The sequence below is a fragment of the Halopolyspora algeriensis genome (genome assembly GCF_003337235.1).
Lineage (GTDB): Bacteria > Actinomycetota > Actinomycetes > Mycobacteriales > Pseudonocardiaceae > Haloactinomyces > Haloactinomyces algeriensis.
Window position 1 is genome coordinate 72359 of record NZ_QPJC01000002.1, and the last position, 24375, is coordinate 96733.

16 protein-coding genes and 1 pseudogene are annotated in these 24375 nt (G+C 68.0%); 2 read left to right on the top strand and 15 right to left on the bottom strand.

Annotated features, from left to right (window positions below):
* The first annotated feature begins 81 nt into the window (after nt 1-81).
* Nucleotides 82-939: an NAD(P)-dependent oxidoreductase gene (locus DFQ14_RS03695; RefSeq protein WP_257233571.1), complete on the top strand. Its 858-nt coding sequence runs from the start codon at nt 82-84 to the stop codon at nt 937-939.
* A 438-nt stretch (nt 940-1377) separates the two neighbouring features.
* On the opposite strand, the gene DFQ14_RS03705 is transcribed toward DFQ14_RS03695, so the two are convergent.
* On the bottom strand, nt 1378-2046 hold the full coding sequence (locus DFQ14_RS03705; RefSeq protein WP_114451651.1) for a class I SAM-dependent methyltransferase: 669 nt from the start codon (nt 2044-2046) through the stop codon (nt 1378-1380).
* 162 nt (nt 2047-2208) lie between these two features.
* Here DFQ14_RS03705 and DFQ14_RS03710 point away from each other — a divergent pair, with 162 nt between their 5' ends.
* Nucleotides 2209-2829: a class I SAM-dependent methyltransferase gene (locus tag DFQ14_RS03710; protein WP_218956395.1), complete on the top strand. Its 621-nt coding sequence runs from the start codon at nt 2209-2211 to the stop codon at nt 2827-2829.
* A gap of 3 nt (nt 2830-2832) precedes the next feature.
* On the opposite strand, the gene xylA is transcribed toward DFQ14_RS03710, so the two are convergent.
* The 14 genes and pseudogenes from xylA to DFQ14_RS03780 all read right to left on the bottom strand — a co-directional run bounded on the left by xylA (nt 2833) and on the right by DFQ14_RS03780 (nt 24211).
* On the bottom strand, nt 2833-3996 hold the full coding sequence (gene xylA / locus DFQ14_RS03715; RefSeq protein WP_114451653.1) for a xylose isomerase: 1164 nt from the start codon (nt 3994-3996) through the stop codon (nt 2833-2835).
* A gap of 101 nt (nt 3997-4097) precedes the next feature.
* Nucleotides 4098-5105 (bottom strand): sugar phosphate isomerase/epimerase family protein, encoded by a 1008-nt coding sequence (locus DFQ14_RS03720; RefSeq protein WP_114451654.1) that lies wholly within the window; start codon nt 5103-5105, stop codon nt 4098-4100.
* Between the two features lie 31 nt (nt 5106-5136).
* A complete protein-coding gene (locus tag DFQ14_RS03725; RefSeq protein ID WP_114451655.1) occupies nt 5137-6549 on the bottom strand; it encodes an alkaline phosphatase family protein in 1413 nt (470 codons plus the stop codon).
* Nucleotides 6546-7715 carry a metabolite traffic protein EboE gene (eboE, locus tag DFQ14_RS03730; protein ID WP_114451656.1) on the bottom strand — a complete coding sequence of 390 codons (1170 nt, stop codon included), beginning with the start codon at nt 7713-7715 and terminating at the stop codon, nt 6546-6548. Before eboE ends, DFQ14_RS03725 begins: the two co-directional genes overlap by 4 nt.
* A 4-nt stretch (nt 7716-7719) precedes the next feature.
* Complete coding sequence (locus tag DFQ14_RS03735) at nt 7720-8592, bottom strand: TatD family hydrolase (protein WP_114451657.1); 873 nt, start codon at nt 8590-8592, stop codon at nt 7720-7722.
* Complete coding sequence (locus DFQ14_RS03740) at nt 8592-9275, bottom strand: EboA domain-containing protein (protein WP_170206353.1); 684 nt, start codon at nt 9273-9275, stop codon at nt 8592-8594. Before DFQ14_RS03740 ends, DFQ14_RS03735 begins: the two co-directional genes overlap by 1 nt.
* Nucleotides 9272-10174 (bottom strand): sugar phosphate isomerase/epimerase family protein, encoded by a 903-nt coding sequence (locus tag DFQ14_RS03745; RefSeq protein WP_114451658.1) that lies wholly within the window; start codon nt 10172-10174, stop codon nt 9272-9274. The genes DFQ14_RS03740 and DFQ14_RS03745 overlap by 4 nt, the downstream gene beginning before the upstream one ends.
* A complete protein-coding gene (locus DFQ14_RS03750; RefSeq protein ID WP_338072568.1) occupies nt 10171-11088 on the bottom strand; it encodes an SCO3242 family prenyltransferase in 918 nt (305 codons plus the stop codon). Before DFQ14_RS03750 ends, DFQ14_RS03745 begins: the two co-directional genes overlap by 4 nt.
* Nucleotides 11088-12275 carry an inositol-3-phosphate synthase gene (locus DFQ14_RS03755; RefSeq protein ID WP_114451660.1) on the bottom strand — a complete coding sequence of 396 codons (1188 nt, stop codon included), beginning with the start codon at nt 12273-12275 and terminating at the stop codon, nt 11088-11090. The genes DFQ14_RS03750 and DFQ14_RS03755 overlap by 1 nt, the downstream gene beginning before the upstream one ends.
* A 129-nt stretch (nt 12276-12404) precedes the next feature.
* Nucleotides 12405-13070, bottom strand: coding sequence for a 3-keto-disaccharide hydrolase (locus DFQ14_RS03760; protein WP_246195654.1), 666 nt, complete (start codon nt 13068-13070; stop codon nt 12405-12407).
* A gap of 317 nt (nt 13071-13387) precedes the next feature.
* A pseudogene (locus DFQ14_RS03765) lies at nt 13388-15298 on the bottom strand (OmpL47-type beta-barrel domain-containing protein); the annotation flags it as partial.
* 234 nt (nt 15299-15532) lie between these two features.
* Nucleotides 15533-18340, bottom strand: coding sequence for a ThuA domain-containing protein (locus DFQ14_RS03770; protein ID WP_420810130.1), 2808 nt, complete (start codon nt 18338-18340; stop codon nt 15533-15535).
* A gap of 297 nt (nt 18341-18637) precedes the next feature.
* Complete coding sequence (locus tag DFQ14_RS03775) at nt 18638-19648, bottom strand: multicopper oxidase domain-containing protein (protein ID WP_114451663.1); 1011 nt, start codon at nt 19646-19648, stop codon at nt 18638-18640.
* Between the two features lie 204 nt (nt 19649-19852).
* Nucleotides 19853-24211 carry a ThuA domain-containing protein gene (locus DFQ14_RS03780; RefSeq protein ID WP_246195655.1) on the bottom strand — a complete coding sequence of 1453 codons (4359 nt, stop codon included), beginning with the start codon at nt 24209-24211 and terminating at the stop codon, nt 19853-19855.
* Nucleotides 24212-24375: the final 164 nt, after the last annotated feature.

Consider the following 24375-nt stretch of genomic DNA (forward strand, 5'->3'; position numbering starts at 1 on the left):
CCCGGCCGTCGGCATGGCAGCGCCGGTGAGCGGGTAACCGGGAGTGTCCCGCGTGGGTAACCGGAGGATCGGAGGGCTGCTGTGACGAGGGTGACCGTGCTGGGTACCGGGTTGATGGGGGCCGGGATGGCCCGGAACCTGGCCGGTGCCGGGCTGGACGTGACGGTGTGGAACCGCAGCGTGGACAAGGCGCGTCCGCTCGCCGACGCGGGCGCCACCGTCGCCGAGGACCCCGCCCGCGCCGTGTCGGAAGCGGACGTGGTCGTGACCATGCTGTTCGACGCCGATGCCGTGGCCCGGGTGATGGAGCAGGCACTGCCCGCTGTCGGCTCGGAGGCGGTGTGGGCGCAGACCAGCACGGTCGGTCTCGACGGCACCACCCGGCTCGCAGAGCTGGCCGAGCAGCACGGTGTCGGATTCGTCGACGCACCGGTGCTGGGCACGAAGCAGCCTGCCGAACAGGGAACACTCATCGTGCTCGCCGGTGGTTCGTCGCGGCTGCGCGAGGCCGTCACGCCGGTGTTCGACGCGATCGGCTCGCGCACGGTGTGGGTGGGGGAGCGGCCTGGTGACGGGCACCGGCTCAAGTTGGCCGCCAACTCGTGGGTGCTCTCGGTCGTCGGCGCCACGGCCCAGGCCATCGGGTTGGCCGGTGGCCTGGGGGTGGATCCGCAGCAGTTCCTGGATGCCATTTCCGGAGGGCCGCTCGACTGCGCCTATGCCCAGAACAAGGGGGCGGCGATGATCGACGGGGAGTTTCCGGCCGCGTTCACTCTCGGTGGGGCGGTCAAGGACACCGCGCTGATCGCCGAGGCGATGCGCACCGGCAGTACCGACGATCGGCTGATGGAGGCGCTGCACCAGCAGTTCCGGACGGCGGCCGAGGCCGGGCACGACGCGGAGGACATGGCCGCGGTGATCCACGCCCTGCGCTGCTGAGGAGCGTGCCTCGCCGCGTGCGAGCGGGTGCGCCCCTTCGTGATGTGCCCCGAAAGGGATCGATACAGCTGCCTTGTTCGCTCGGCGAGTTCGGTCCTTTTCATGCCCCTTTATGGGGAAAGTCAGACTGTGCCTGCTGCCGTAGAATGCGTGTTGAAATTGCGTTCCCCGTCTCCGCTGTCATGGTTGTTGCTTCCGGTCCGATCCTTCTTGTCACCTACTTTTGTCCTCGTGGAACCGGCCGAGACCGCATCGGTCGTTCGGATTCCGGTAAGGGGGTGTCGGTCGTGAGTGATCTCCCCGGCTTTGCCGGTGGAAGTACCGAGCCGGCTTTGTGCGTGTGGTGCCGGGAGCCCCTGGGCACGTCACCCTCGGACGATTTCTGCTCGGAGGGCTGTCAACAGACGTGGCACGCCACCCATCAGGCCGACCTGGCCATCACGAGGAACCAGCGCTCGGCGGCCTGACGCGGTGCTGCTCGGTGGGTTTGAGGGCGGTCAGTCGTTGGATCGCTCCGAGCCGGAAGTGTCGACGGTAGACGATGGTGAAGCCGGTATCGCGGACCAGCGGGGTGACCCGGCGGGTCTGGAAGTCCTGGACACCTCGTCGGGCGGAGAGCCGTTCGAGGAGGTGCTGCGCGGCGCGGACCGGACGATGGGGACTGGCGACATGCCCGAGCAGGATCAGGTGTCCGCCGGGACGCAGGACACGGTGCATCTGAGCAACCGCGGCCCGGTCGTCGGGGATGCTGCTCAGTCCGAGAGTGCAGAGCACGGTGTCGAAGACGGCGTCGGCGAACGGCAGATCCTGGGCATCTCCTTCCACCAGGTCGACCGAGAGCTCCGACTCGTCGGCCCGAGCGCGGGCGAGCGCGAGCATTCCGGGACTGAGGTCGATGCCCGTCAGGTGCACCCCCGGTGGGTAGTAGCCCAGGTTGCGTCCGGTGCCGACGGCGACTTCCAGGGTTTCCCCGCGGGCCTGTGAGCAGGCCCAGGACCGGCCGTCATCGAGCATGGCCCGTTCGTAGAAACTCGTCTCGGAGTCGTAGCGCGGTGCGTAGGCGTCGTAGTGGTGGCGCGCTCGCGTGGTCGCGTCCTGTTCGGTCATCGAGGGTGTCCTGTCGGGTCGGGGCCTGGCCATTGTGTGGTGCCGAGGATGCCGGGATGTTGCTGCTGCGGCTGTTCCGATGTGTCCACGACTCATTTCGGGGTTCTCCCCGATGCACCGGAGTGGTTCGCGTGGTGAGCTGAGCTCATGGTGACGAGGCTCATGAAGGTGCTCGATGCGGCTTTTGGTCATCCGCGTGGTCTCAGCGGACGGGTGGGCGGCATCATCATGGCACGCGGGAACGCGGAACAGGAGCGCTGGGCGGTACGGCAGGCCGGATTGCGCCCCGATGCGCGGGTCTTGGTCGTCGGGCACGGGCCGGGTATCGGGGTGGCCATGGCCGCAGCTGCGGTCCGGCCACCCAGCGGGCACGTCGTCGGTGTGGATCCGTCGTCGACGATGCGTGCCATGGCCGCTGAGCGATGCTCATCCCGGGGCGTGACCGGGCACGTCGAGCTCCGAGAGGGCCGTGCGGAACGGACTCACTGCTGCGATACCTCGATGGATGTCGCGATCTCGGTCAACAACATCATGCTCTGGGACCGAGCTGCGGGGTTCGCCGAACTCCATCGGGTGCTCAAGCCGGGCGGACGGCTGGTGGTCACCGTGCATCGGCACGTCCTCGACACCCGGCCGGAACAACTCCGCACCGACGCGGTCGCGGCCGGGTTCGTCAACGTCGAGGTCGCCCTCCGACAACGTCGCCTCAACAGCCCCGCCGTGGACCTGCGCGCGCAGCGTGCGCAGGTCCACGATCGGGTGGCCGATCCCGGCCGCGAGTAGTCCTCAGTGCAGGCCCATGAGGTGCTCCAGGGCGAGTTGGTCGAGTGTTTCGTAGTGCATTCCGCGGGTGGCTGCGGCCTCGGGATCGAAGTCGTCGCCGGAGGTGAGCAGATCCTCCGGTTTCTCACCGGAAGCCATGGTCGCCTGCGCCAGTTCGGATGCTCGGGTGGCTTCCCGAGCTTGTTGCACCCGTGGGTCGGCGCGGAAGGCCGCGGCACGTTCCTTGAGGATCAGGTAGTTGCGCATACCCCCTGCGGCCGAGGCCCACACGCCATCGTCGTTCTCGGTGCGCGGGGGTTTGAAGTCGAAGTGCCGCGGCCCGGCATAGCCGGCTTGCTCCAGGAGGTCGACGGTGAAGAAGGCGTTTTTGACGTCGCCGGCGCCGAAGCGCAGGTCCTGGTCGAATTTGGCGCCGTGTTGGCCGTTGAGGTCGAGGTGGAACAGTTTGCCCGCCCAGAGTGCCTGGGCGATGCCGTGGACGTAGTTGAGCCCGGCCATCTGTTCGTGCCCGGTCTCGGGATTGACGCCGACCATGTCGGGATGCTCCAGCTGTTCGATGAATGCCAGGGCGTGTCCGACGGTCGGTAGCAGGATGTCGCCGCGCGGCTCGTTGGGTTTGGGCTCCAGGGCCAGCCGCAGGTCGTAGCCGCGATCCCGGATGAACGCGCAGACGAGATCGATACCTTCCTTGTAGCGGTCGAGGGCGACTCGAATGTCCTTGGCCGCGTCGGTTTCGGCTCCTTCGCGCCCACCCCAGGCGACGAAGGTCTTGGCACCCAGTTCGGCGGCCAGTTCGACATTGCGCAGCATCTTGCGCAGCGCGAAGCGGCGCACGTCGCGATCGTTGGCGGTCAGCGCGCCGTCCTTGAACACCGGATGGCCGAACAGGTTGGTGGTGATCATGGGCACGACCAGGCCGGTGGTATCCAGCGCGGAGCGGAACCGGGAGAGTATCCGGCTGCGCTCGGATTCGGTGGCGCCGAAGCCGAACAGGTCGTCGTCGTGGAAGGTGATTCCCCAGGCGCCCAGGTCGGACAGGCGGTGCACGGCCTCGACCGGATCGAGTTCCGGGCGGGTGGCGGCGCCGAACGGGTCAGCGCCCCGAAACCCCACGGTCCACAGTCCGAACGAGAACTTGTCCGCACGGGTCGGTGTGTAGTCGTTCACGGGTGTTCCTCCTCGGTGCCGGCCATCGACGGTGGTGCACCGCCCGGCCTCGCTCGGTGTTGCAGCCTCTCGAACATTCGGGGGCGCGTGTGCGTTCCGGTTCAGTCGCCGGAGCCGAAGGCGGCGTCGAAGGCCGCAGCGGGTGGGGAGAAGTTGAGCTTGCGGACGAACTCGAGTGCTTCGGGTGCGCCGGTCAGGCGATCCATGCCTGCGTCCTCCCACTCGATGGAGATGGGGCCGTCGTAGCCGATCGCGTTGAGGGTGCGGAAACAGTCCTCCCAGGGCACGTGCCCGTGCCCGGTGGAGACGAAGTCCCAGCCGCGCCGCGGGTCCCCCCACGGCAGGTGCGATCCCAGCACCCCGCTGCGGCCGTTGCCCGTCTGCAGCCGGGCCTCTTTGCAGTCCACGTGCAGGATGCGGTCCTGGAAGTCCCACAGGAAGGTCACCGGGTCAAAGCCCTGCCAGACGTAGTGCGAGGGGTCGAAGTTGAGCCCGAACGCCGCGCGGTGGCCGATCGCCTCCAAGGTGCGCACCGTCGTCCAGTAGTCGTAGGCGATTTCGGTGGGGTGGACCTCGAGTGCGAATCGCACCCCATTTTCGTCGAACACGTCGAGGATGGGGTTCCACCGGTCGGCGAACTCCCGGTAGCCGCGTTCGATCATGGAGTCCGGGGTGGGTGGGAACATCGCGACGGTGTACCAGATCGGGGATCCGGTGAAGCCCACGACGGTGTCCACCCCGAACTTCGCCGCGGCCCGTGCGGTGTTCTGCATTTCCTCGGCGGCTCGTTGCCGAACGCCTTCCGGGTCGCCGTCGCCCCAGATCCGCGCGGGCAGGATCGCCTGGTGGCGCTCGTCGATCGGGTAGTCGCAGGTCGCCTGGCCGACCAGGTGGTTGGACAGGATCCGGCAGGAGAGGTTGTATTTGTCCAGCACTTCGCGCTTGCGCTGGACGTAGGTGTCATCGGCGAGTGCCTTGTCGACCTCGAAGTGGTCGCCCCAGCAGGCGATTTCGAGGCCGTCGTAGCCCCATTCCGAGGCCAGTCGGGCAACTTCCTCGAAGGGAAGGTCGGCCCACTGGCCGGTGAACAGTGTGATCGGTCGTGCCATGATCGTTCCTTCCGACGGATCCGGTGTGGATTCAGGTGGTCGATGTGGCCGGCTGTCGCAGCCCGGACAGTCGCAGCAGCAGGTCTTTGATCTCGGTGGCGTGGTAGCGCTCCCGGCCGTGAGCGGGGTCGGAGCACAGGAGTACGGGGCCGTCGGCCGGGGCGTCGGGCAATCGGCCGTGGGTGCCGCGCACCGGTGAGGGGTCGAGTCCGACGACGTTCATCCGGTAACGGAATCCGAGCTTCTTGCGGGCCAGCGCGGTCGCCGCCCGGAGTCGGACCGTGCGGTCTGCCGGGTCCATGAACAGCTCGGCGGGGTCGTAGCCGGGTTTGCGGTGGATCTCCACGTGCGTGGCGAAGTCCGGTGCCCGGTCGTTGTCGAGCCAGTAGTAGTAGGTGAACCACGCCCCGGGTTCGGCGATGGCGACGAGGTCGCCGGCGCGTTCGTGGTCGATGCCGTAGCGGGCCTTGCCGTCGACGTCGAGAACCTCGTCGACGCCGGGCAGCGCCGCGACGAGGTCGCGCACGCGGGGTCGGTCGGCCGGGTCGCGGACGTAGAGGTGCGCGGCCTGGTGGTCGGCCACGGCGAAGGCCCGCGAGGTCCACGGGTCGAGGTATTCCATGCCCGCCTGCGTGTGGACGTGCAGCAATCCCTCCCGGCGCAGCGCGCGGTTGATGTCGACCGGGCGACTGGCCGGTGTGATGCCGTACTCCGACAGTGCGACCACGGTCGCGCCCTCGGCATGCGCCTGGTCGAGCAGCGGGGCCAGGGCGGCGTCCACGTCGCGGGCGGCGGTGACGGCCTGCGGGCTGTCCGGCCCGTAGCGCTGCAGGTCGTAGTCGAGGTGGGGGACGTAGGCCATCGTGAGGTCGGACGAGCGGGTGACGAGCAGGTGGCGGGTGGCGCCGGCGATCCACCGCGACGAGGCGATCGAGGCGGTCGGTCCCCAGTAGTGGAACAGCGGGAACGTCCCGAACTCCTCGGTGAGTTCGTCGTGCAACTCGGGGGGATGGGTGTAGCAGTCCGGGGATTTGCGCCCGTCGGCGTGATAGACGGGCCGTGGGGTCACGGTCTCGTCGGTGGTCATCCCCATCGCGTACCACCAGCAGACGTTGGTGGCCCGGTAGTCGGGGGCGCTCTCGCGGGCGGTCTCCCAGATCTTCTCGCCCTGCACCAGGCGGTTGTGCTGGCGCCACAGGTACACCTCGCCGAGGTCGCGGAAGTACCACCCGTTGCCGACGATGCCGTGCCCGCCCGGGTAGCGGCCGGTGAGCAGGCTCGACTGCACCGAGCAGGTCACCGCGGGAAACACCGTGCCGAGTTCGGCCTGAAAACCTCGTTCGGCGACACGCCGGAGATTCGGCATGTGTGCCAGCAGCCGCGGGGTCATGCCCACCACGTCGAGCAGCAGGACCGGCGTGCGCGCGGCAGGGGGAGCGTTCATCGGGTGACCTCCGTGAGTCCGAGTGCGAGCAGGTGGCGGCGGGTCCAGTCGAGTTCGGCGGCGATGCCCTCCACCGGGCCGCCGGCCGGGCGTTGTTCGGCGGGGAGCACGTTCCAGGTGTAGGTCTCGACCTCGATGTGCCGGGTCCGGGCCGCCTCGCCGCCCAGCAGCTCCTCGAGGGAGGAGGCCAGCACCGGGCGGGTGGTGGCCAGCGGCGGGGGCGGGTCGGCGTGCAGCGGCACGTGGAAGTGCACGCGCCAGGGCTGCTCGCCGGGCAGTGGCCCGTGCTCCGCGAGCGCCTCGTCGAGGTCGTCGGTCCCGTGTGGACGCCCGATCGCGGCTTCCCGGGTCTGGTGCAGGAAACGTGGTTCGACGAAGGACTCCAGGGCCGCCCGGGCCTCGGGCCGATGTGGGTCCGGCACTTCCAGGGCGCACGAGGCCTGCGCCTTCACCACCGGCAGGCCGGCGGCAGCCAGGCGTTGCCACGCCTGTCGCGGGTCCTCGAAGCCGACCGCGAGGTGGCAGGTGTCGAGACAGACCCCGAGGTGGTCGGTGTCCACGCCCGCCAGGCGGACTGCGGCGTCGGCGGTGGTTTCGACGACGCAGCCCGGCTCCGGTTCGAAGCCCACGCGGATCGTGCGGCCTCGCTCGACGGCGGTCTTGGTCAGGCCGGCGGCGAGCTCGTCGAGCAGAGCACGGCTCTCCCGCGCGTGCTCGTCGGTCCACGGCAGGCGCCAGCCCAGCGGCAGTGTCGAGATGCTGCCCTGTTCGACGTCGTCGGGCAGCAGCCGGGTCAGCAGCCGCGCCAGGTCGAGCGTGTAGTCCAGCCGGGCGCGCTGGGTCCAGTCCGGGCGGTAGACGGCGTGCTTGACCACCGGCTGCTGGAAACCCCGGTAGGGAAACCCGTTGAGGGTGACCACCTCCAGGCCCCGCGCGACCAGCTCGGCACGCAGCCGCGCCAGTGCGGCACCGTCCTCGGTCAGGGTGGTCGCGACGTCGCGAGCCAGCCACAGGCCGAGCCCGAGCCGGTCGGTGCCGAGGCGTTCGCGGATCGGTACGGCACAGCGGTCGAGTTGCGCGATGATCCCGTCGAGGTCCTCGGCGGGATGCACGTTCGTGCAGTAGGCGAGATGGACGGTCGAGCCGTCGGGATGCCGCAGTCGCATGGGATCAGCTCTCCGGCCGCGCGCCGCGCAGGATGGAGTTGCCCGCGAAGGTCGCACTCCGGTCGACGGGGATGTCCGTGTCGCCGTCGAGGTCGAGCTTGCCGCTCTGGGCGTAGAAGGCGACCGGGTTGTGCCAGAGCACGGTGTCGACGTCGTCGTCGGTGAATCCCGCCTTCAACATCGCCTGCGCGGTCTTGGCCGTTTTCAGCGGGTCGCTCTTGCCCCAGTCGGCGGCGGAGTTCACCAGCATTCGCTCGGTGCCGTACTCCTGCAGGAGCGTCACCATCCGCTCCTCGTCCATCTTCGTGTCGGGGTAGATGGAAAAACCCATCCAGCAGCCGGTATCGGCCACCAAGTCCACGGTCACCTCGTTGAGGTGGTCGACCACGACATGCTCGGCGGCGATGCCGGACTCGCGGACGACGTCGAGGGTGCGGCGAGTGCCTGCGATCTTGTCGCGATGCGGGGTGTGCACCAGGGCGGGCAGTTCGTGCTCGACGGCCAGCGCGAGCTGGGCGGCGAAGACCTCGTCCTCCTCGGCGGTCATCGCGTCGTAGCCGAGTTCGCCGACGGCGACGACGCCGTCCTTGGCCAAGTACCGCGGCAGGATGTCGAGCACCTCGCGGCAGCGCGGGTCGTTGGCTTCCTTCGGGTTGAGCCCGATGGTGCAGTGGTGGCGGATGCCGTACTGGGCGGCCCGGAACGGTTCCCAGCCCACGAGCCCGTCGAAGTAGTCGACGAAGGTCTCCACGGAGGTGCGGGGTTGGCCCACCCAGAACGAGGGCTCCACCAGTGCCCGCACGCCCGCCTGGTGCATCGCGGCGTAGTCGTCGGTGGTTCGCGACGTCATGTGGATGTGTGGATCGAAAAGGCGCATCATGCCTCCCGGGACAGGGTGATGTCGGTCGGGTCGACGAGCCCGAGCACGTCGGCGGGGACGTCACGCCCGGCGGCTCGGCGTTCGCGGGCGTAGTCGGTGAGCATCCGGGCGAGTTCGGCATCGGCGCGCTCATCGAGCCCGGCGATGTCGGCCAGCGGGATGCCGAGGAAGACGCACTTGAGCACACCCTGGCGATACGCCGCCGGCTGCAGGTACCGGGCGCCGTAGGAGGCCAGGGCGGCGGTGATGAGCCGGGTGTCGTTGGTCCGCAGGCCGTCGTGGACCAGCGGTAGTGCGTGGTCGCCGAGCTTGCCGTCGGTGTCGAGCGGTCCCAGGCCGCGCAGCACCCCGCGCTTCTCCGCGGCGTCGCCGTACCGGTACAGCGCGGCCACCTCGTCGCCGAGGTCGGTGCCGTGCAGCGGCAGAGCCGCCATCATGAGCGTGCGCGCGGCGTCGTCGACGGTCCATCCCCGGAACCGGGGGTCGGGCGGGCGGGAGGATTCCACGTCGAGGAGGGGACCGCGGCCGCAGCGCCGCCCGGCCGCCGGGAACAGCGCTCCGATGGCAGCGCGGTCCTGGCGGGTCCGGTCTAGCGCGGCGGTCAGCCACTGCTCGCCCTCGCCGGTCAGCCGAGTACCGAGCAGAACATGCAGCTCGTCCGGGCTCGTCTTCCGAGTCATGCGGGCACCTTTCGCGACGCGTGCTCCAGGAAGTGGATCGAGCGCTGCGAGACGGCCGGGGCGGCGTGGCTGTGCCGGGGCAGTTCGACGGAGACCAGGCCGGAGTAGCCGACCTCGGTCAGTGCCGCCAGCACGGGCGGGAAGTCGATCTCGCCTTCGCCGAACTCGAGGTGTTCGTGCACACCGCGGCGCATGTCGTCGATCTGGACGTTGACCAGCCGCGTGCCCGCGCGGCGCACGCAGTCGGGCACGCTTGTCGGTTCGAGGCAGCGGCAGTGTCCGATGTCGAGCGTCATCCCCAGCGACCGCGGGTGCCCGAGTCGGTGTGCCAGCTCCTCGAAACCGTCGAGGGTCTCGACGAACATGCCGGGTTCGGGTTCGAAACCGAGCGTGACACCGTGTTCGGCGGCGGTGTCCAGCACGGCCGAGCACCCGTCGGTCAGGCGCTGCCATGCCTCGTCGTCACCGAGGTCCGGTGGTCTCGTGCCGCTCCAGAAGGACACCGCCTCGGCGCCCAGCTCCGTTGCCAGGTGCACGGCCCGGCGGAGGAAGTCGATCCGGCGTTGCTGCCCGGGATCCGACAGGAGAGTGGGGTGGTGCTTGTGCCGGGGGTCGAGCAGGTAGCGAGCGCCGGTCTCGATGACGACGCTCAGGCCGAGCCGCTCGAGACGGCGGCGAAGCCGCGCCGCGTGGGCGGAGGCCTCCGGGGCGAAGGGGTCGAGGTGCGCGTGATCCAGCGTGAGCGCCACTCCGGAGTAGCCCTGCTCGGCGAGAACGTCGAGGGCGTCGTCGAGCCGGTGATTGGCGAAACCGTTCGTGCCGTAGCCGAAGCGCAGGGCCTGCCCGGAGGAGGTGCCGGCCGGGGGAGCAGCCGGACGGGAGAACGTCGGACCACTCATGTCGGTGACACCTTCCTGGAGAGCCGTCGTGCCAGGGGGAAGGCCGCCATGACGGTGGCGGCGGAGCGGTAAGCCCCGCGGCTCGCGGCGAGGGAGGACTGCAGCGGGATCATCCCGAGAATTCCCGCACCGACCGCTCGCTGCAGCTGTCTCGGTTCCGGCCTGAGTACGGCCTGGATCTGGGCGCGGCCCACACTGGTGGTGTAGACGGCCAGCGGTGCGAGCCTGCATGCGGCGCGCAGGAATCCGCGAGCCGTCCGGCCGCTGCGGGCCGTGGTGTTCGTGGTCCCGGTGGTGTCGGTGCGCCGGGTGGTGTCGGTGATCCCGACCGCGGCCGTGACCCCGGCGGTGGCGGCCAGCGCGGTCGCGGGCAGGCGCCGGTCCGAACCGGTGACTTCGGCCCGGCTCAGCGTGGTGACCGCGAGCGTGTGGGCGCCCATCGTCACGGCTGCCGGAGCAGCTGGGCGCAGCCTGCCCGCACCTGCTCCGTGGAGCACGTCCAACGCTCGGGCGGTCGCCATCGCCGCGGGCCCCGCGGGGGTGTTTTTCAGCCCGAGGTTGTAGCCCCACACCGTGGCCGTCAGCGGTGCCGTGACCGCGAGCGCACGCCGCCCTCCGGCCAGCGCGGCGATTCCCAGGCCCGCTGCGGTGAGCCCGCTCGCCAGCCCCAGCGCGAAACGGGCGCTGACCTGTCCGGCCGGGATCGGTCGTGCGGGCCGTTCGGCCGCGTCGATGTCGCGGTCGGCGTAGTCGTTGAGTGCCATCCCGGCCCAGTACAGGCAGCAGGACGAGGCAGCCAGCGCCGGTGTTGCCGCACCGAACGTTCGTCCGGCCGCGGCGCCTGCGAGGACGTCTCCCGGCACGGACAGCGCCGCCGGTGCGCGGACCAGCTGGATCACCGATCTCGGTTCCATCATTGTGTCCTTCCCAGCGAGCCCGCGAAGTCCCGCAGCATCTCGTACTGCGGGATCAGCCGGTGTTCGTCGACGCCGAGCGGGTCTTTGAAGAAGAAGGCGAGTTTCTCGAGGGGGCCTGCGTGCCCGGTTTCGTGGGCGCGGGCGAGCAGCCGTGCGAGGTCGAGGATGAGGGGGGCGGCGAGGGAGGAGTCGCATCCCTGCCAGGTGAACTGCAGGGACATGCGGGCGCCGAGGAAGCCTTCGAAGAGGATGTGGTCCCAGGCGGTCTTCCATTCGCCGAGTTCGGGGACGTAGTCGATGTGCACGTTCCCGTCCACCGGGTAGCCCAGCGATTCGCCGATGGCCCGTTGCTTCGAGGTCGTCTTGCTCGTCACGGTCGTCGGGTCGGCGAGGTTCTCCCCGTCGCCGCCGCCGAGCAGGTTGGTGCCCGACCAGGCCAGAACATCGAGCCTGCGGGAGGCGAACATCGGCAGCAGTGCGGATTTCACCAGTGTCTCGCCGGTCTTTCCGTCGCTGCCTGCGTAGGGAAGTCGCTGCTTGCGGGCGAGTTCGTCGAGCGCGGGCAGGCGTGCTCCCAGGGAGGGAGTGAAGTCGACGTAGGAGCAACCGGCCTGCAGTGCCGCGTAGGCGTACAGCGAGCTCGGTGGCAGGACGCTCTGTCCACGGAGGGTTGTGTTGTCCAGTGCCCGTTCCAGTGCCGCCAGTTCCGCGTGTTCATCGCGTGGTTCCGGCCGTGGCTCCGTCGACGACACGTTGATGACGACGACGCGGGCGAGGTCGTGGCGTTCGCGGAACGAGCGCAGGTCTTCGGTGAGGATCGCAGCGGTCTCGCGCTGGCTGCGGTCCGCTTCGATCGCCGGGGTGCCGGGGCGTATCTCCGCGTCGGCCGCCGTGAGATCGGTGTGCACCAGGTCGGGGAGCTGTCGTGGGACGACGCCGGCGTGGGCGAGCTGCTCGGCACGCTTGGGCAGCGATGTCTCGGCGATGTCGTGACCGCCGAAGACCAGGTCGCCGAACGCGGGCAGCGTGGCTGCGGCGAAGTCCGGACTCTCGGTGACGCATCCGGTCGTCGGGGTGATCCGGTCACGAACTCCCGCTGCTCCCATGATCGCGGTTGTCGCGACCGAGCCGCGAGCGCCGACGAGCCAGACTCCGGTCCGGTATGTGGTGGGGGTGTTCGTCATGGGTTTCCCTCCGGTCCACCCTCGGAAATCTGGGGCCCTGGCGCGGGCGGCGAGGTCGGTGCTCGCCGCCCGCACCGGGGCGAATTTGCGGTTGCGGTCGCATCGACCGCTGCCTCGATCGCTATTCCATCAGTGACAGATCTTGTGGACACGGGCATGACGGAACTGCACCGATGTAGGCGGATGGTTCTGCAGACCGATGTAGCCCTCGGACAGGTCCACGCGCGGATCGTCGTCGACCCAGTGATTGACCTGCGTTCCGTTCAGGTGCACCGTGATCGCGTCCTCGCGAACGACGATCTTGTAGTGATTCCACTCGCCGATCGGGTTGGAGGCTCTCGCCGCAGGCTGCTTTTCGTTGTAGACCGCACCGGTCTTCTGCGGATCGCCCCCCGGATTGTCGTTGATCTGGATTTCCTCGCCCTCGCGCACCGCGCCCCAGGGATCGTCACCGGGGTCGGGGAAGCCGACGAACACACCGGAATTGTTGCTCTCGTCGAGCAATCGGAAATCGAGGTGCAGCGCGTATTCCTCGAATTTCTCCGCTTCATACCACAGCAATCCCATGCCGCCCTGAGTCTCGATGACTCCGTGCTCCTCCACGGAGAAGGAGCCGGGTCCGGCCATGTGCCATCCCTGCAGCGGGTTGGCACCGTCGAGCAGCTTGGTCGGTTTGGCGCACTGGTTCCCACCGCGCCCCTGGGGTGTTGCTTGCTCTCCGGCCACCGCCACGCCGCTCGTGAGCGGCAGGATCAGAGCAGCCGACAGTGTCAGCGCTTTGGCTAGTGTACGCAATGTATTCGCTCCTCCTCGGAACGTGTCACTCGGTAAACCCCTGTTTCCCGGGAGCCGCGATCCGTGCGAAACCCGGAGTTCTTCGCTCACCTGCCGATATCGGAACGGCCGGCGGCGCGCATGATGCGGCCCTTCTCCTTGCCGGAGATGACGTCGGCCGCCATGAGTTCGTTGGTGACCCGGTTGACGTGGCTGACGAAGGCACCGTGGTTGGCGTAGGTGGCGTCTTCGGCGATCAGGTCGTTGATCGTGCAGCCGTCGCCGGTGTTGGCGTTGTCCACGCCGGTGTCTTCGTCGCCGACGATCACCGTGTCGCGGGTGTCCGAGTCGGGGCAGGAATCCTCGGGTGCCGGTTCGGCCACGGTGAACGTCACCGATTTCGGTGTGGAGGTGTTCCCTGCGGTGTCGGTGGCCCGGTAGCTCACCGTGTGCTCACCCAGTTGGTTCACCACGATGGGACCGGTGTAGAGCGCGTAGGGATCCCCGTCCACCGAGTACTCGATGTCGGCAAGACCCGACTGCGCATCCTGGGCCGATACTGTCACTGTTGCCGACTCGACGTAGTTGCCGTCGGTGTCCTGTTTCCCGGATACCGTTGCCGAGGTTTGTGGTGCGGTGGTGTCCTCGGGTGCCGGTTCGGCCACGGTGAACGTCACCGTTTTCGGTGTGGAGGTGTTGCCCGCGGTGTCGGTGGCGCGGTACTGCACTGTGTGCTCGCCCGGCTGGTTCACCGTCACCGGGCCCGAATACTGCGTGTACGAAGCACCGTCCAGCGCGTATTCGACCGTGGCCACCCCGGACTCGCTGTCGCTGGCCGACACTGTCACCGTCGCGGCACCCACGTAATTTCCGTCGGCGTCCTGGTCTCCGGACACAGACGCCGAGACCTGTGGAGCCGTGGTGTCCTCGGGTGCCGGTTCGACCACGGTGAACGTCACCGTTTTCGGTGTGGAGGTGTTGCCCGCGGTGTCGGTGGCGCGGTACTGCACTGTGTGCTCACCCGGCTGGTTCACCGTCACCGGACCGGAATACGCTGCGAACGGTTGCCCGTCCAGCGCGTATTCCACCGAGTCCACTCCGGACCCGCCGTCCTGGGCCGATACTGTCACTGTTGCCGACTCGACGTAGTTGCCGTCGGTGTCCTGATTGCCGGATACCGTTGCCGAGGTTTGCGGTGCGGTGGTGTCCTCGGGTGCCGGTTCGGCCACGGTGAACGTCACCGTTTTCGGTGTGGAGGTGTTGCCCGCGGTGTCGGTGGCTCGATAGCTCACCGTGTGCTCGCCCGGCTGGTTCACCGTCACCGGGCCCGAATACTGCGTGTACGAAGCACCGCCCAGCGCGTATTCGACCGTGGCCACCCCGGACTCGCTGTCGCTGGCCGACACTGTCACCGTCGCGCTGCCCACATAGGCACCGTCCGTGTTCCGGTCTCCGGATACTGAGGCGGACACATCGGGGGCCGTGGTGTCCTCGGGCGCCGATTCGACCACGGTGAACGACACCGAACCCACCTGCGAGACGTTCCCTGCAGCGTCCGTGGCGCGGTACTGCACCGAGTGCTCACCCGGATCGTCGACCGTCACCGGACCCGAATACGGCTGGAAGCCGGTATCGTCGATCTCGTACTCCACCGAGTCCACTCCGGACTCGGAGTCGTTCGCCGAGACGGTGACGGTGGCACTACCCACGTAGTTGCCGTCCGGGTCCTGCTTCCCGGAGACGTTTCCCGAGACCTGCGGCGCCGTCGTGTCCCCACCACCGTCATCGGTGACCACGAGTTCACCGCTCATCGTGTGACCGTTGATCTTGCAGAAGTAGTAGTACGTCCCCGGTGTGAGGTCGACCTGGACCTCGTAGCGTCCTCCGTTGGAATCGAAGGGGTTGGCCAGGATGTCGACGTCGACGTCGTGGTTGTAGCCGGGCTTGGAGACGTCGAAGGTCAGGGTGTGCGACATCCCCATGGTGTTGCCGGTTTCCGTGCTGTTTTCGAACACGAGCGTCGCCGGCCCTGCCGTCGCCGTCGTCGGCGCGGAAACGTACTCGGAGACGCTGTTGCCTGCGGTCCAGGTGAGTACCTGCTCTTGTGCCTGCTTCGCCTGTGCCTGCGCCTGGGCAGCGGCCGGTAGCGGCACCAGCCACAGCGCTGTCAGCGCCGCGCCCAGCATCGCCGCAACCATGCGACGTGCTGTCGGCGGTCTGTACACCGTCCGTCGACGGCCGCCGGGCATGGCGGAAAGAAACCGTTCGAACATGGAAGTGCTGCACCTCTCGTGATCTCCGGAAGCCCCGGGCAGGCACCACGCTGCTGGTGGAACCGAGCCGGCCGGGTGGGTGCCGGGGACGGCCCCGGCACCCGTACCGGCTGACCACCGGGCTACGGCTCCCGTATCCGAATGTTGCGGAACTTGGTCAAGTTGTTGTCGCCGTGGTCTGCAGACCCACGGAACCGTTGCTGAGCCGGGTCACCTCGGTCCGGTCCCGCCGGTCCGCCCGGTGTTGTCCTTCTTGCCGATGTCGGACCTTCCCGCCGCGCGAGAGAGCATTCCCTTCTCGCGGCCGCTGATGATGCCGTCCTTCTTCAGCCGGTCGGCCAGCTCGCCCACGTAGCTCACGAACGTGCCGTGGTCGGACCAGTCGCTCTCGTCGTCGATGAGGTCGTTGATTGTGCAGCCGCCACCGAGCTGATGGTTGGCCACGCCCGTGTCGGTGTCGCGCAGCCGGACCGTCGGTCGGGTGTCGGGTGCTGCGCATTCGACGTTGACCTCGGTTTCCGTGGTCGCTGTCGCACCGTCGGCGTAGGTCACCGTCAGCGTTGCTGTGTAGGTGCCGCCGCTGGTGTAGGTGTGCGTCGGGTTGGCCTTGGTTGATGTGGCACCGTCGCCGAAGTCCCACTTGTAGGAGACGCCACCGGACCTCTCGCCGGTGAACGCCATTTTCATGGGGGTGTTCTGCGCGGCGGGTGTCGCCGACGCTGTCGGTGCCGGCGTGGCCGGACCCCCCTCGTAGGTGATGCGGATCAGCTTCTGGTTGTCGGTCAGGCTGAAGAAGCCGCCACCGTAGTCGATCATGTAGAGCGCACCGTCCGGACCGAACTGGGCACCCATCCAGCTCTGGAGCTGGTTGTCGCCGCCACCGACCTGGATGATGTGGCGCAGGCTTTCGGCGAACACGGGCGGGGCCTGCTTTTTGACTCCCTCGGAGGTCACGCTCACCGCGACCCGATTGGCCGGGTTGCACTGGTCCCCGATGAACCACTTGTCGTTCCAGTGCGCCGGCCAGGCGACACCGCTGTCGGTGTTGACCTCGGACCGGTGGTAGACCGGCCCGGGCATGATCGCCTGGCAGCCGCCCTTGACATAGGGCTCGGTGTAGGTCGCGTCCTCCTGCCTGTAGGTCGGGACGCCGCTGCCGTCGCCGCGCTCCGGGAAGACCGGCCCGCCACCTCCCGGCGAGTACCAGATCATGTTGTCGCGGGCATCGGGAATGTCGACGAGACCGGTGTTGCGTGGCGAGGTGTTCTTGAGGTCGTCGCAGTCGTACCAGTTGGTGGGGACACTGGCGTCGGTGTTGCTGCGGTTGCGGTAGGGCTGGCTGTTACCCATGCAGTAGGGCCAGCCCTGGTTGCCTGCGGAGGTGATGACCGTGGCGGTGTCATATTTCGCCGGGCCCCAGGTCGGGCTCGGCTCGAACGCGTCCGGGCCGACCCATCCGGTGTGCAGCCAGCCGGTTTCCTCGTTGATGTGCAGCCGCGTGGGGTTGCGCACGCCCATCACGTAGATCTCCGGGCGGGTCTTGTCGCCCGGGTCTTCGGACTCGGGGAACAGGTTTCCCTCGGGGATCTCGTAGGTCGAATCGACGCCCGGGGTCGGCTGCTCGCCGTCCGGGATCGGTAGCGGGTCGATACGCAGGATCTTGCCGTTGAGGTTGTTCGTGTTTCCGGAGGTGCGCCGCGCGTCCTGGAACGAGAGGCCCTTGTAGTCCTTGGTCCAGTTGTTGCCGGAGTACCCGCTCGATCCGCGGGAGGAGTTGTTGTCACCGACGGCGATGTAGAGGTTGCCCTCGTCGTCGAAGTCCAGCCCGCCGCCGGCGTGGCAGCAGCTGTGGATCTGGGCGTTCCACTGCAGAAGGTCCACGCGGGAGCTCGTGTCGATCGACTCCGTGGCGAAGTCGTAGGTCAGCCGCGAGACCGTCCGCTTGCCGATCCGCTTGTCGCGGTCGATGGACTCGTGCGGCATCCAGTAGATGTAAATCCACCCGTTGTCGGCGAAGTCGGGGTCGAGGGTGATGCCGATGAGGCCTTCCTCGGTTTTGACCAGCTCGCTCCCGCTGCCCCGGTTGCCGAACACATCCAGCGTGGTCAGCAGCTTGACCTTCTTGGTCTCCGGGTTCCACTGGTGGATGGTGCCGCAGCCGAGGCCGACGTCGGGGTTGTCCCAGTCGCGGACCGGGCCGGACGGGCAGGCCGCCTTGCCGATGTAGAAGACCGTGCCGTTGGGGCCGATGGTCAGGCCGTGCATCTCGCCGTGCTGGTCGAGCTGTCCCGACTTGTTCTCACCGGTCAGTCGCTCGATCTTGTAGTTCGATGCGATGGTCGCCTGGCAGTCACCCCGAACCATGCCGGTCGTCCACTGGATGGCGCCGAGCAGGTGGCTGCGGAAATTCTGCTCGGTGTAGCTGGCCTTGGTGGCACCCATGCCGGTGTAGAACGATCGCCCGCCGTCGTAGTCGCGGCACCACGAGATCGGGTGGAACGGGCCGTTGGCGCCCTCGCCCGGCTTGTACTCCTTCTCCTTGACCTGTGCGACCGTGTGGACCTTGCCGACCGGGTTGGGGGACCAGTTGAGCCACTGGTCGGAGCGGGTCCAGGTGAGTGGTAGTCCCTGGTTGGCCGGATGTTGCCGGTCGACGAGGCTGACGACGGCTTTCTGCACGTTCGTCGGGCTGGGCCCCGGGCGGGTGCCGATGAGGCCGGTGAACCAGTCGGAGCCGGATTGGGCGCGTGCGGCGTCGTGGATGCCGAGGAAACCGCCGCCGCCCTGGATGTAGTTCTGGAACGCGGTCTTCTGGTCGGCGTTGAGTGTCACGCCCTTGGCGGACAGGAACACCACGCCCCGGTACTGCTCCAGGTTCTCGGTGGTGAACACGCCCGGGTCCGTGGACTCGTCGACGGTGAAGCCGTTTTCCTCGCCCAGTTCCTCGAACGCCGTCGTGGCCTGGCCGACCGGATCGCCTTGCTTGGCTGCAGGGCCGTGGAACACCAGCACGTTCACCGGAGTCTTCGGTGCCCCGGGGTTTTTCGGTTTGCCGGGAGTACCGGGTTTCCCGGGGTTTCCCGGTTTCCCAGGGTTGCCGGGCTTTCCGGGAGTCCCGGGCGCGGCCGAGACGGGGATCGCGGAGAGCCCCAGAGCCAGCGCAACGCTGGTTATCAGAACCATCGCGCGTCGCCATCTCTTCGGCCGTGCATGTCTCTTGTGCGATGAGAGCAAAAGAGATCTTCGATCCATGCCTGCTCCTTCACTCGTGGTTCGACTCGGCGGAGTTGTGGGCTGGCGGACCCATGAGGTCTCCTAGCCGCCGTCGCGGTAGCGGTCCAAGGCGGCTTGTGCGCCGTCGGGAACGCTGCCGTCCTCGTTGAGGACGAGGAAGATCCCGGCCATTCCTTGGTCGGAGTGGAACTGCACGTGGCAGTGGTACATCCACGCTCCCGCCCCGACGCCTTCCCCGGCGATCACCTGGAATCCGAACGAGTCCCCGGGGTTGAGGTCCTTGTTGTCGATTGCCGGGCTCGGGTCATTCGGGCCTTCGAGCATGCCGGTGCGGTTGTCCACCCAGCGGTGGGCGTGCATGTGGAACGTGTGGAAGGTGTTGCCGTGCCCGATCGCGATGAACTCCACCCGTTCGCCGAGCCGAGCTTTGTACAGTGGCGCATCCGGGGCTATCCGGTTGTTGATCGTCATGTCGTTGAACACGACCGTGAACTGCCGGTCGGGCGTGATGTCGCCCTTGCGTCGAACGATCAGGGCACCGTAGAGGCCTTTGCGGATTCCCTCGGTGCCGTGCGGGGTGCCCATGGCGTGATCGTGGTAGTGCCAGTACCCGGCACTGCCGGGCATCCACCGGCCGCCCTCGGCCTTGTACGGGCTGTGCGTGCGCCAGACGTACGTGCGCCGCTCGCCGGGCTCGTTGAAGGACGCGTTGAGTGGGCTGCCATCGGAGTCGACGCTGTAGTCCACTCCGTGCGGGTGGATCGACAGCTGCCGGTCGGTGTTGTTGACCAGCTCGATCTCGAGAGTGTCCCCTTCCCACATTTCAAGGATCGGGCCCGGCACCGTGGCTTCCCCGGGGGCGAGCCCGTAGCCGATCATGCCGCCGGAGATCTCCTCGGCGTACATCGTGATCCGTCTGGTCTGGCCACGGTTCGGGTTGCCACGGCCGTTGCCGGGGGCAGCCGTGGCGGGCGGGGCACCCACAGTGGTGGCGGCGACGGGAACGGCAGCGCTCGCCGCGGCACCGGCCAGCATGGAGCGGCGGGACATCTGCCGCTCGATCGGGCCGGTCCGAGGCTGCTTGTCGGTCATGGGTCTCCCTTCGGTTCCCCCGGCCACAGGCACGGAAGTCTGAGGGCGTCGGTGCTTGAGCGGTGTGGTCGCCGAACTCGTTGCGGTTCGGTGCGGTAGGCGGGTTCGTGCGGTCCACCCGGTTGTGGGCGGCTCCTTTCCCGGGGCCCGGGTCCCCGGCAGTGGTGGCTGCAGGGAACCCGGGCGGTGGCGGGTGGGGATTACTTACTTGCCGACGTCGGAGCGCCCGGCGGCCCGCATGATGCGGCCCTTGTCCTTGTCGGTGATCACACCGTCGGCCACGAGCGTGTCGGTGACCTTCTCGACGTGGTCGACGAAGGCGCCGTGGTTGGCGTAGGTGGCGTCTTCGGCGATCAGGTCGTTGATCGTGCAGCCGTCACCGGTGTCCACGTTGTTCACCCCGGTGTCGGCGTCACCGATGATCACCGTCTCGCGGAGGTCCGAGCCGGGGCAGGCATCCGGCACGATCTCGAAACCGACCTTCGCGGTCTTCGAGGTGTTGCCCGCGTTGTCGGTGGCCCGGTAGGCCACGGTGTGCTTCCCGGCGGCTTCGACGGTCAGCGGATCGGTGTAGGTCTTCCACTGGCCGTCGTCGAGGGAGTACTCGAGCTCGGCCACACCCGAGCCCTCACCGTCGTCGGCCGACAGCGAGGTCGTCACCGGGGTGTTGTAGGTGCCCTCGTACTTGCCGTGCGGGTCACCGTTGGGGTCCGGTGGGTCCAGCTGTGCCGACACCGCCGGCGCCGCCACGTCGACGGTCGTGTCGATCCGGACGTTGCGGAAGGACACGTCGTCGCTGTCACCGTGGTTCTGCAGGCCGATGTAGCCCTGGGTCAGGTCCACGTTCGGGTCGTCGTCGACCCAGTGGTTGACCCTCGTGCCGTTGAGGTGGACGGTGATCGTCTTCTTCGTCACGACGATCTCGTAGGTGTTCCACTCCCCGTCGGGCTTCAGTGCCTGCTGGACCTTCTCCGGGTTCGGGGCCTGCTCGTCGTAGATCGCTCCCGTCCGGTTGGCCGGGTCGTCGGTCGGGTCGATCTGGATCTCCTCGCCCTTGTCGACCGCGACCCACGGGTCGTTGCCGGGGTCGGGGAAACCCACGAAGACACCGGAGTTGTCGTCACCGGGCTTCTTCCAGTCCAGCTTCAGCGAGTACGGCGCCTGGAACTTCTCGGCCGAGTGCCAGTACAGGCCCATGCCGCCGACCGAGCGCAGACTGCAGTTCTCGGTGTGCTCGAACCGACCCGGACCGGCCTGCGACCAGCCCTGCATGCTTTCGGTCGTGCCGTCGAACAGGCTGGTGTAGCCCTTCTCCGGATTCACCGGCTCGCAGGTTTGCGGGGGTGGTCCGTCGGAGCCGTGGAGGGTGAACGAGTCGACGTCGAACAGGCCGCCGGAGCCGCTGCCGGTGAAGACCAGGAACAACTTGCCCGTACCGCCCGGATCCGTCACCGGCACGGGTCCGGTTTCGGCGTAGTTCGTCCAGCCACCGGTGTTGGACACCTCGGCGGTGGCCACGAGCGGGCCGTCGGGGGAGCCGGAGTGCACCTCGATGGTGCCGCCGTCGCCGCCCGAGGAGACCCGGAAACTCATCGAGTTCACTCCGGCGAGGTTGTACGGCTGGAACGAGAGCCAGTCACCGGGCTGGATGTGTCCGACCCGGGCACCGGCTTGCGCTCCTTCGCTGTCCTCGACGACCTGCACGCCGTTGCTGTCGTCGAAGAACTCCGCCTGCTTGGTGGCGGGCTGCAGGGTGATCTCGGCTTCACCGGTCAGCTCGGGGGCTTTCCCGTTCGGTGAGCTGTCGGTGTAGCCGGCGTGCAGCACCCCGTAGATGTCGGCGCCCTGGTGACCGTCGGTGCTGGCGGTTTCGATCGTGCCTTCACACCCGTTGGCCTGGCTCAGCGGGTGGCCGTGGGCGTCGTCGCCGGTGGAGTGGCCGAGGATGTATTCGACCTCGACCTTCGAGCAGTCGACCGGCGTCCCGTCGGGGTCGGTGACCGAGACCTGGTACGCAACGGTGTCACCGAAGTCGAAGACGTGCCCGTTGGCCGGCTTCTGGAAGGTCACCTGTGGCGCGGTGTTGCCGACCACGATGGTTTCGCTGGCCGTTCCGGTCTTGCCGGTCTCGTCGGTCACGGTCAGTGTCGCGGTGTACTCACCGTTGCCGGTGTAGGTGTGGGTGGGGTTCGGGTCCGTGGCGTCGGTCTGCCCGTCACCGTCGAAGTCCCACGCGTAGGTGATCGAGCTGCCCGGATCCGGATCTGTGGATCCCTCGGAGGAGAAGCTCACCTCGAGTGGTGCCTGCCCGGAGGTCGGCTCGGCGGAGACTTCCGCGTTCGGCGCGCGATCACCCTTGACGTAGTCGATCCGGTACAGTGCCGAGTCCTCGGCCCCGCCGAAGTAACCGCTGCCGTAGTCGAGCACGTACAGCGAGCCGTCCGCGCCGAACTCGATGTCCATCGGCCGGGTCAGTTCCATCGTCGGGAAGAACGGGTCGATCTCGGCCGGCTGGCCGTCGTCGGTCGTGGAGATGGTCTTGATCCAGCCGCGGCCCCACTCGTAGGCGAAGAACTTGCCGCCGAAGTAGGCGGGCAGCTTCGTCTCCGAGGTGTTGTCGGCGTCGAAGTGGTAGACCGGTCCGCCCATCGGGGACTCGCTGCCGCTGCCGAATTCGGGGACGGAATCGCCGTTGTAGGGCAGCCACGCGGGCTTGGCCGCAGGAAGCTGGGTCAACCCGTCGTTGTTCGGCGATTCGTTGACCGGGTTCGCGCAGTCGAATTCGGGCCCCGATTCGCCGGTGGCGAAGTCGTAGTCGTGGTAGGCCTTGTTTGTGCCCACGCAGTACGGCCAGCCGTAGAAGCCCGGCTCGGTGATCCGCTCGAACTCCACGATGCCTGCGGGGCCACGCTGCGGATCGGCGGTGGCCGCGTCCGGGCCGTAGTTGCCGACGTAGAGCGTTCCGGTCTTGTGGTCGACGGAGATCCGGTACGGGTTGCGAAAGCCCATCGCGTAGATCTCACCGCGGGTTTTGTCGCTGCTGTCTCCGGCGAACATGTTGCCGTCCGGGACGGTGTACGAGCCGTCGTCCTGCACGCTGATGCGCAGGACCTTGCCGCGCAGGTCGTTGGTGTTGGCCGAGGTCCGCTGCGCATCGAAAGCGGGGTTGCGGCTACTGCGCTCGTCGATCGGGGTGTAGCCGCTCGACTGGAACGGGTTCGAGTCGTCGCCGGTGGACAGGTAGAGGTTGCCCTGCGGCCCGAAGGCGATGTCCCCGCCGACGTGGCAGCACATGCCGCGCGTGGCGTCGACCCGCATGATCTGCTGCTCGCTGGCCATGTCCAGCTTGCCGTTCCGGAACTTGAAGCGGGAGAGCTGATTGTGGCCCTGCCACTGCTCGAACACCGCCGGGTCGTCGGCCGTTTCCGGCGCATCACCCGAGGGGGTGTCCAGTGGCGGTGCGTAGTAGACGTAGACCCAGCGGTTCTGCGCGAAGTTCGGGTCGATCGCGATGGACTGCAGACCCTCTTCGTCGTGGGTGTAGACGGGGATGTCCGCCGCCACGCTGGTTTCACCGTCGGCGGTGGTGTAGGACAGGGTGCCCTGCCGTTCGCTGTGCAGCACGCCGCCGCCCGGCAGCACCGCCATGCCCATGGGTTCGCCGACCTCGTCGGGGCCCTGCGCGAGGGTCACCTGGTCGAAGTTGGACCAGTTCGTCACGCCGCAGTCGGCGTTCACGTCACCCGCGGCGGCGCGGATACCGCCTGCGATGTGGTCGAGGAACTTCTGGTCACCGTAGGACGCCGCGGTGTGGCCCATGCCGGTGTACCAGGCGCGGCCGCCCTGGTGAAGCTGACACCAGCTGATCGGGTGGTCGGCACCCATGGCCCCGCCGTCGTAGGTCGACTCGTCCAGCGCGGCGAGGACGTGCACGTCACCCCGGGGGTTGGACGCGTAGTTGTACCACTCGTCGGTGCGGGTCCAGGTTTTCGGCAGCGGCTTCGTTGAGGGGTGCACCCGGTCGGTGGTCCGGACCGTGGCTTCCTGCACGGACGGGTGGGAATCGAAGTACGCGCCGACGAGCTTGCCGTAGAACGGCCAGTCGTACTCGGTGTCGGCGGCGGCGTGGATGCCGACATATCCGCCGCCGCCCTTGATGTACCGTTCGAACGCGGCCTGCTGGGCCTCGTTGAGCACATCGCCGGTCGTCGACAGCCAGATGACGGCCTCGTACTGCTCGAGGTTGTCGTCGGTGAAGGCCCCGGCGTCCTCGGTGGCGTCGACACCGAAGTGGTGCTGGGCACCGAGTTCCTTGATCGCGGCGATTCCGTCCGGGATCGAGGCGTGCCGGTAGCCGGCGGTCTTCGAAAAGACCAGGACGTTGAACGCTTCGTGCTGGGCTTCGGCTTCGTTCCGGTTTTCGGTGGTCTGCTGGGCGCCCGCGGTTTCGCGGATTGTCGGGGCGGTTCGGCCCTGGGCGGGCGCGGCGAAGGCGACCAGGGTTCCCAGAACGAGTAAGGCGCTGAGTGCTGATCCGACTGCTCTGCGTAATGGTGTTGGCACGGCGTCTCCCCTGGAAGACAATGTCGAATGGGGGGTCTTGCGGGTCGGTGCCGGGCCGCGATCACGGAAGTGTTCTCGCGGCTTTTGGTGCGTACTGCCTCCGGGCGGATTTGCGATCCGCCGGTGGAAATACGCTTTTCGGAACTGTTCTCGGCTTGGTGCTG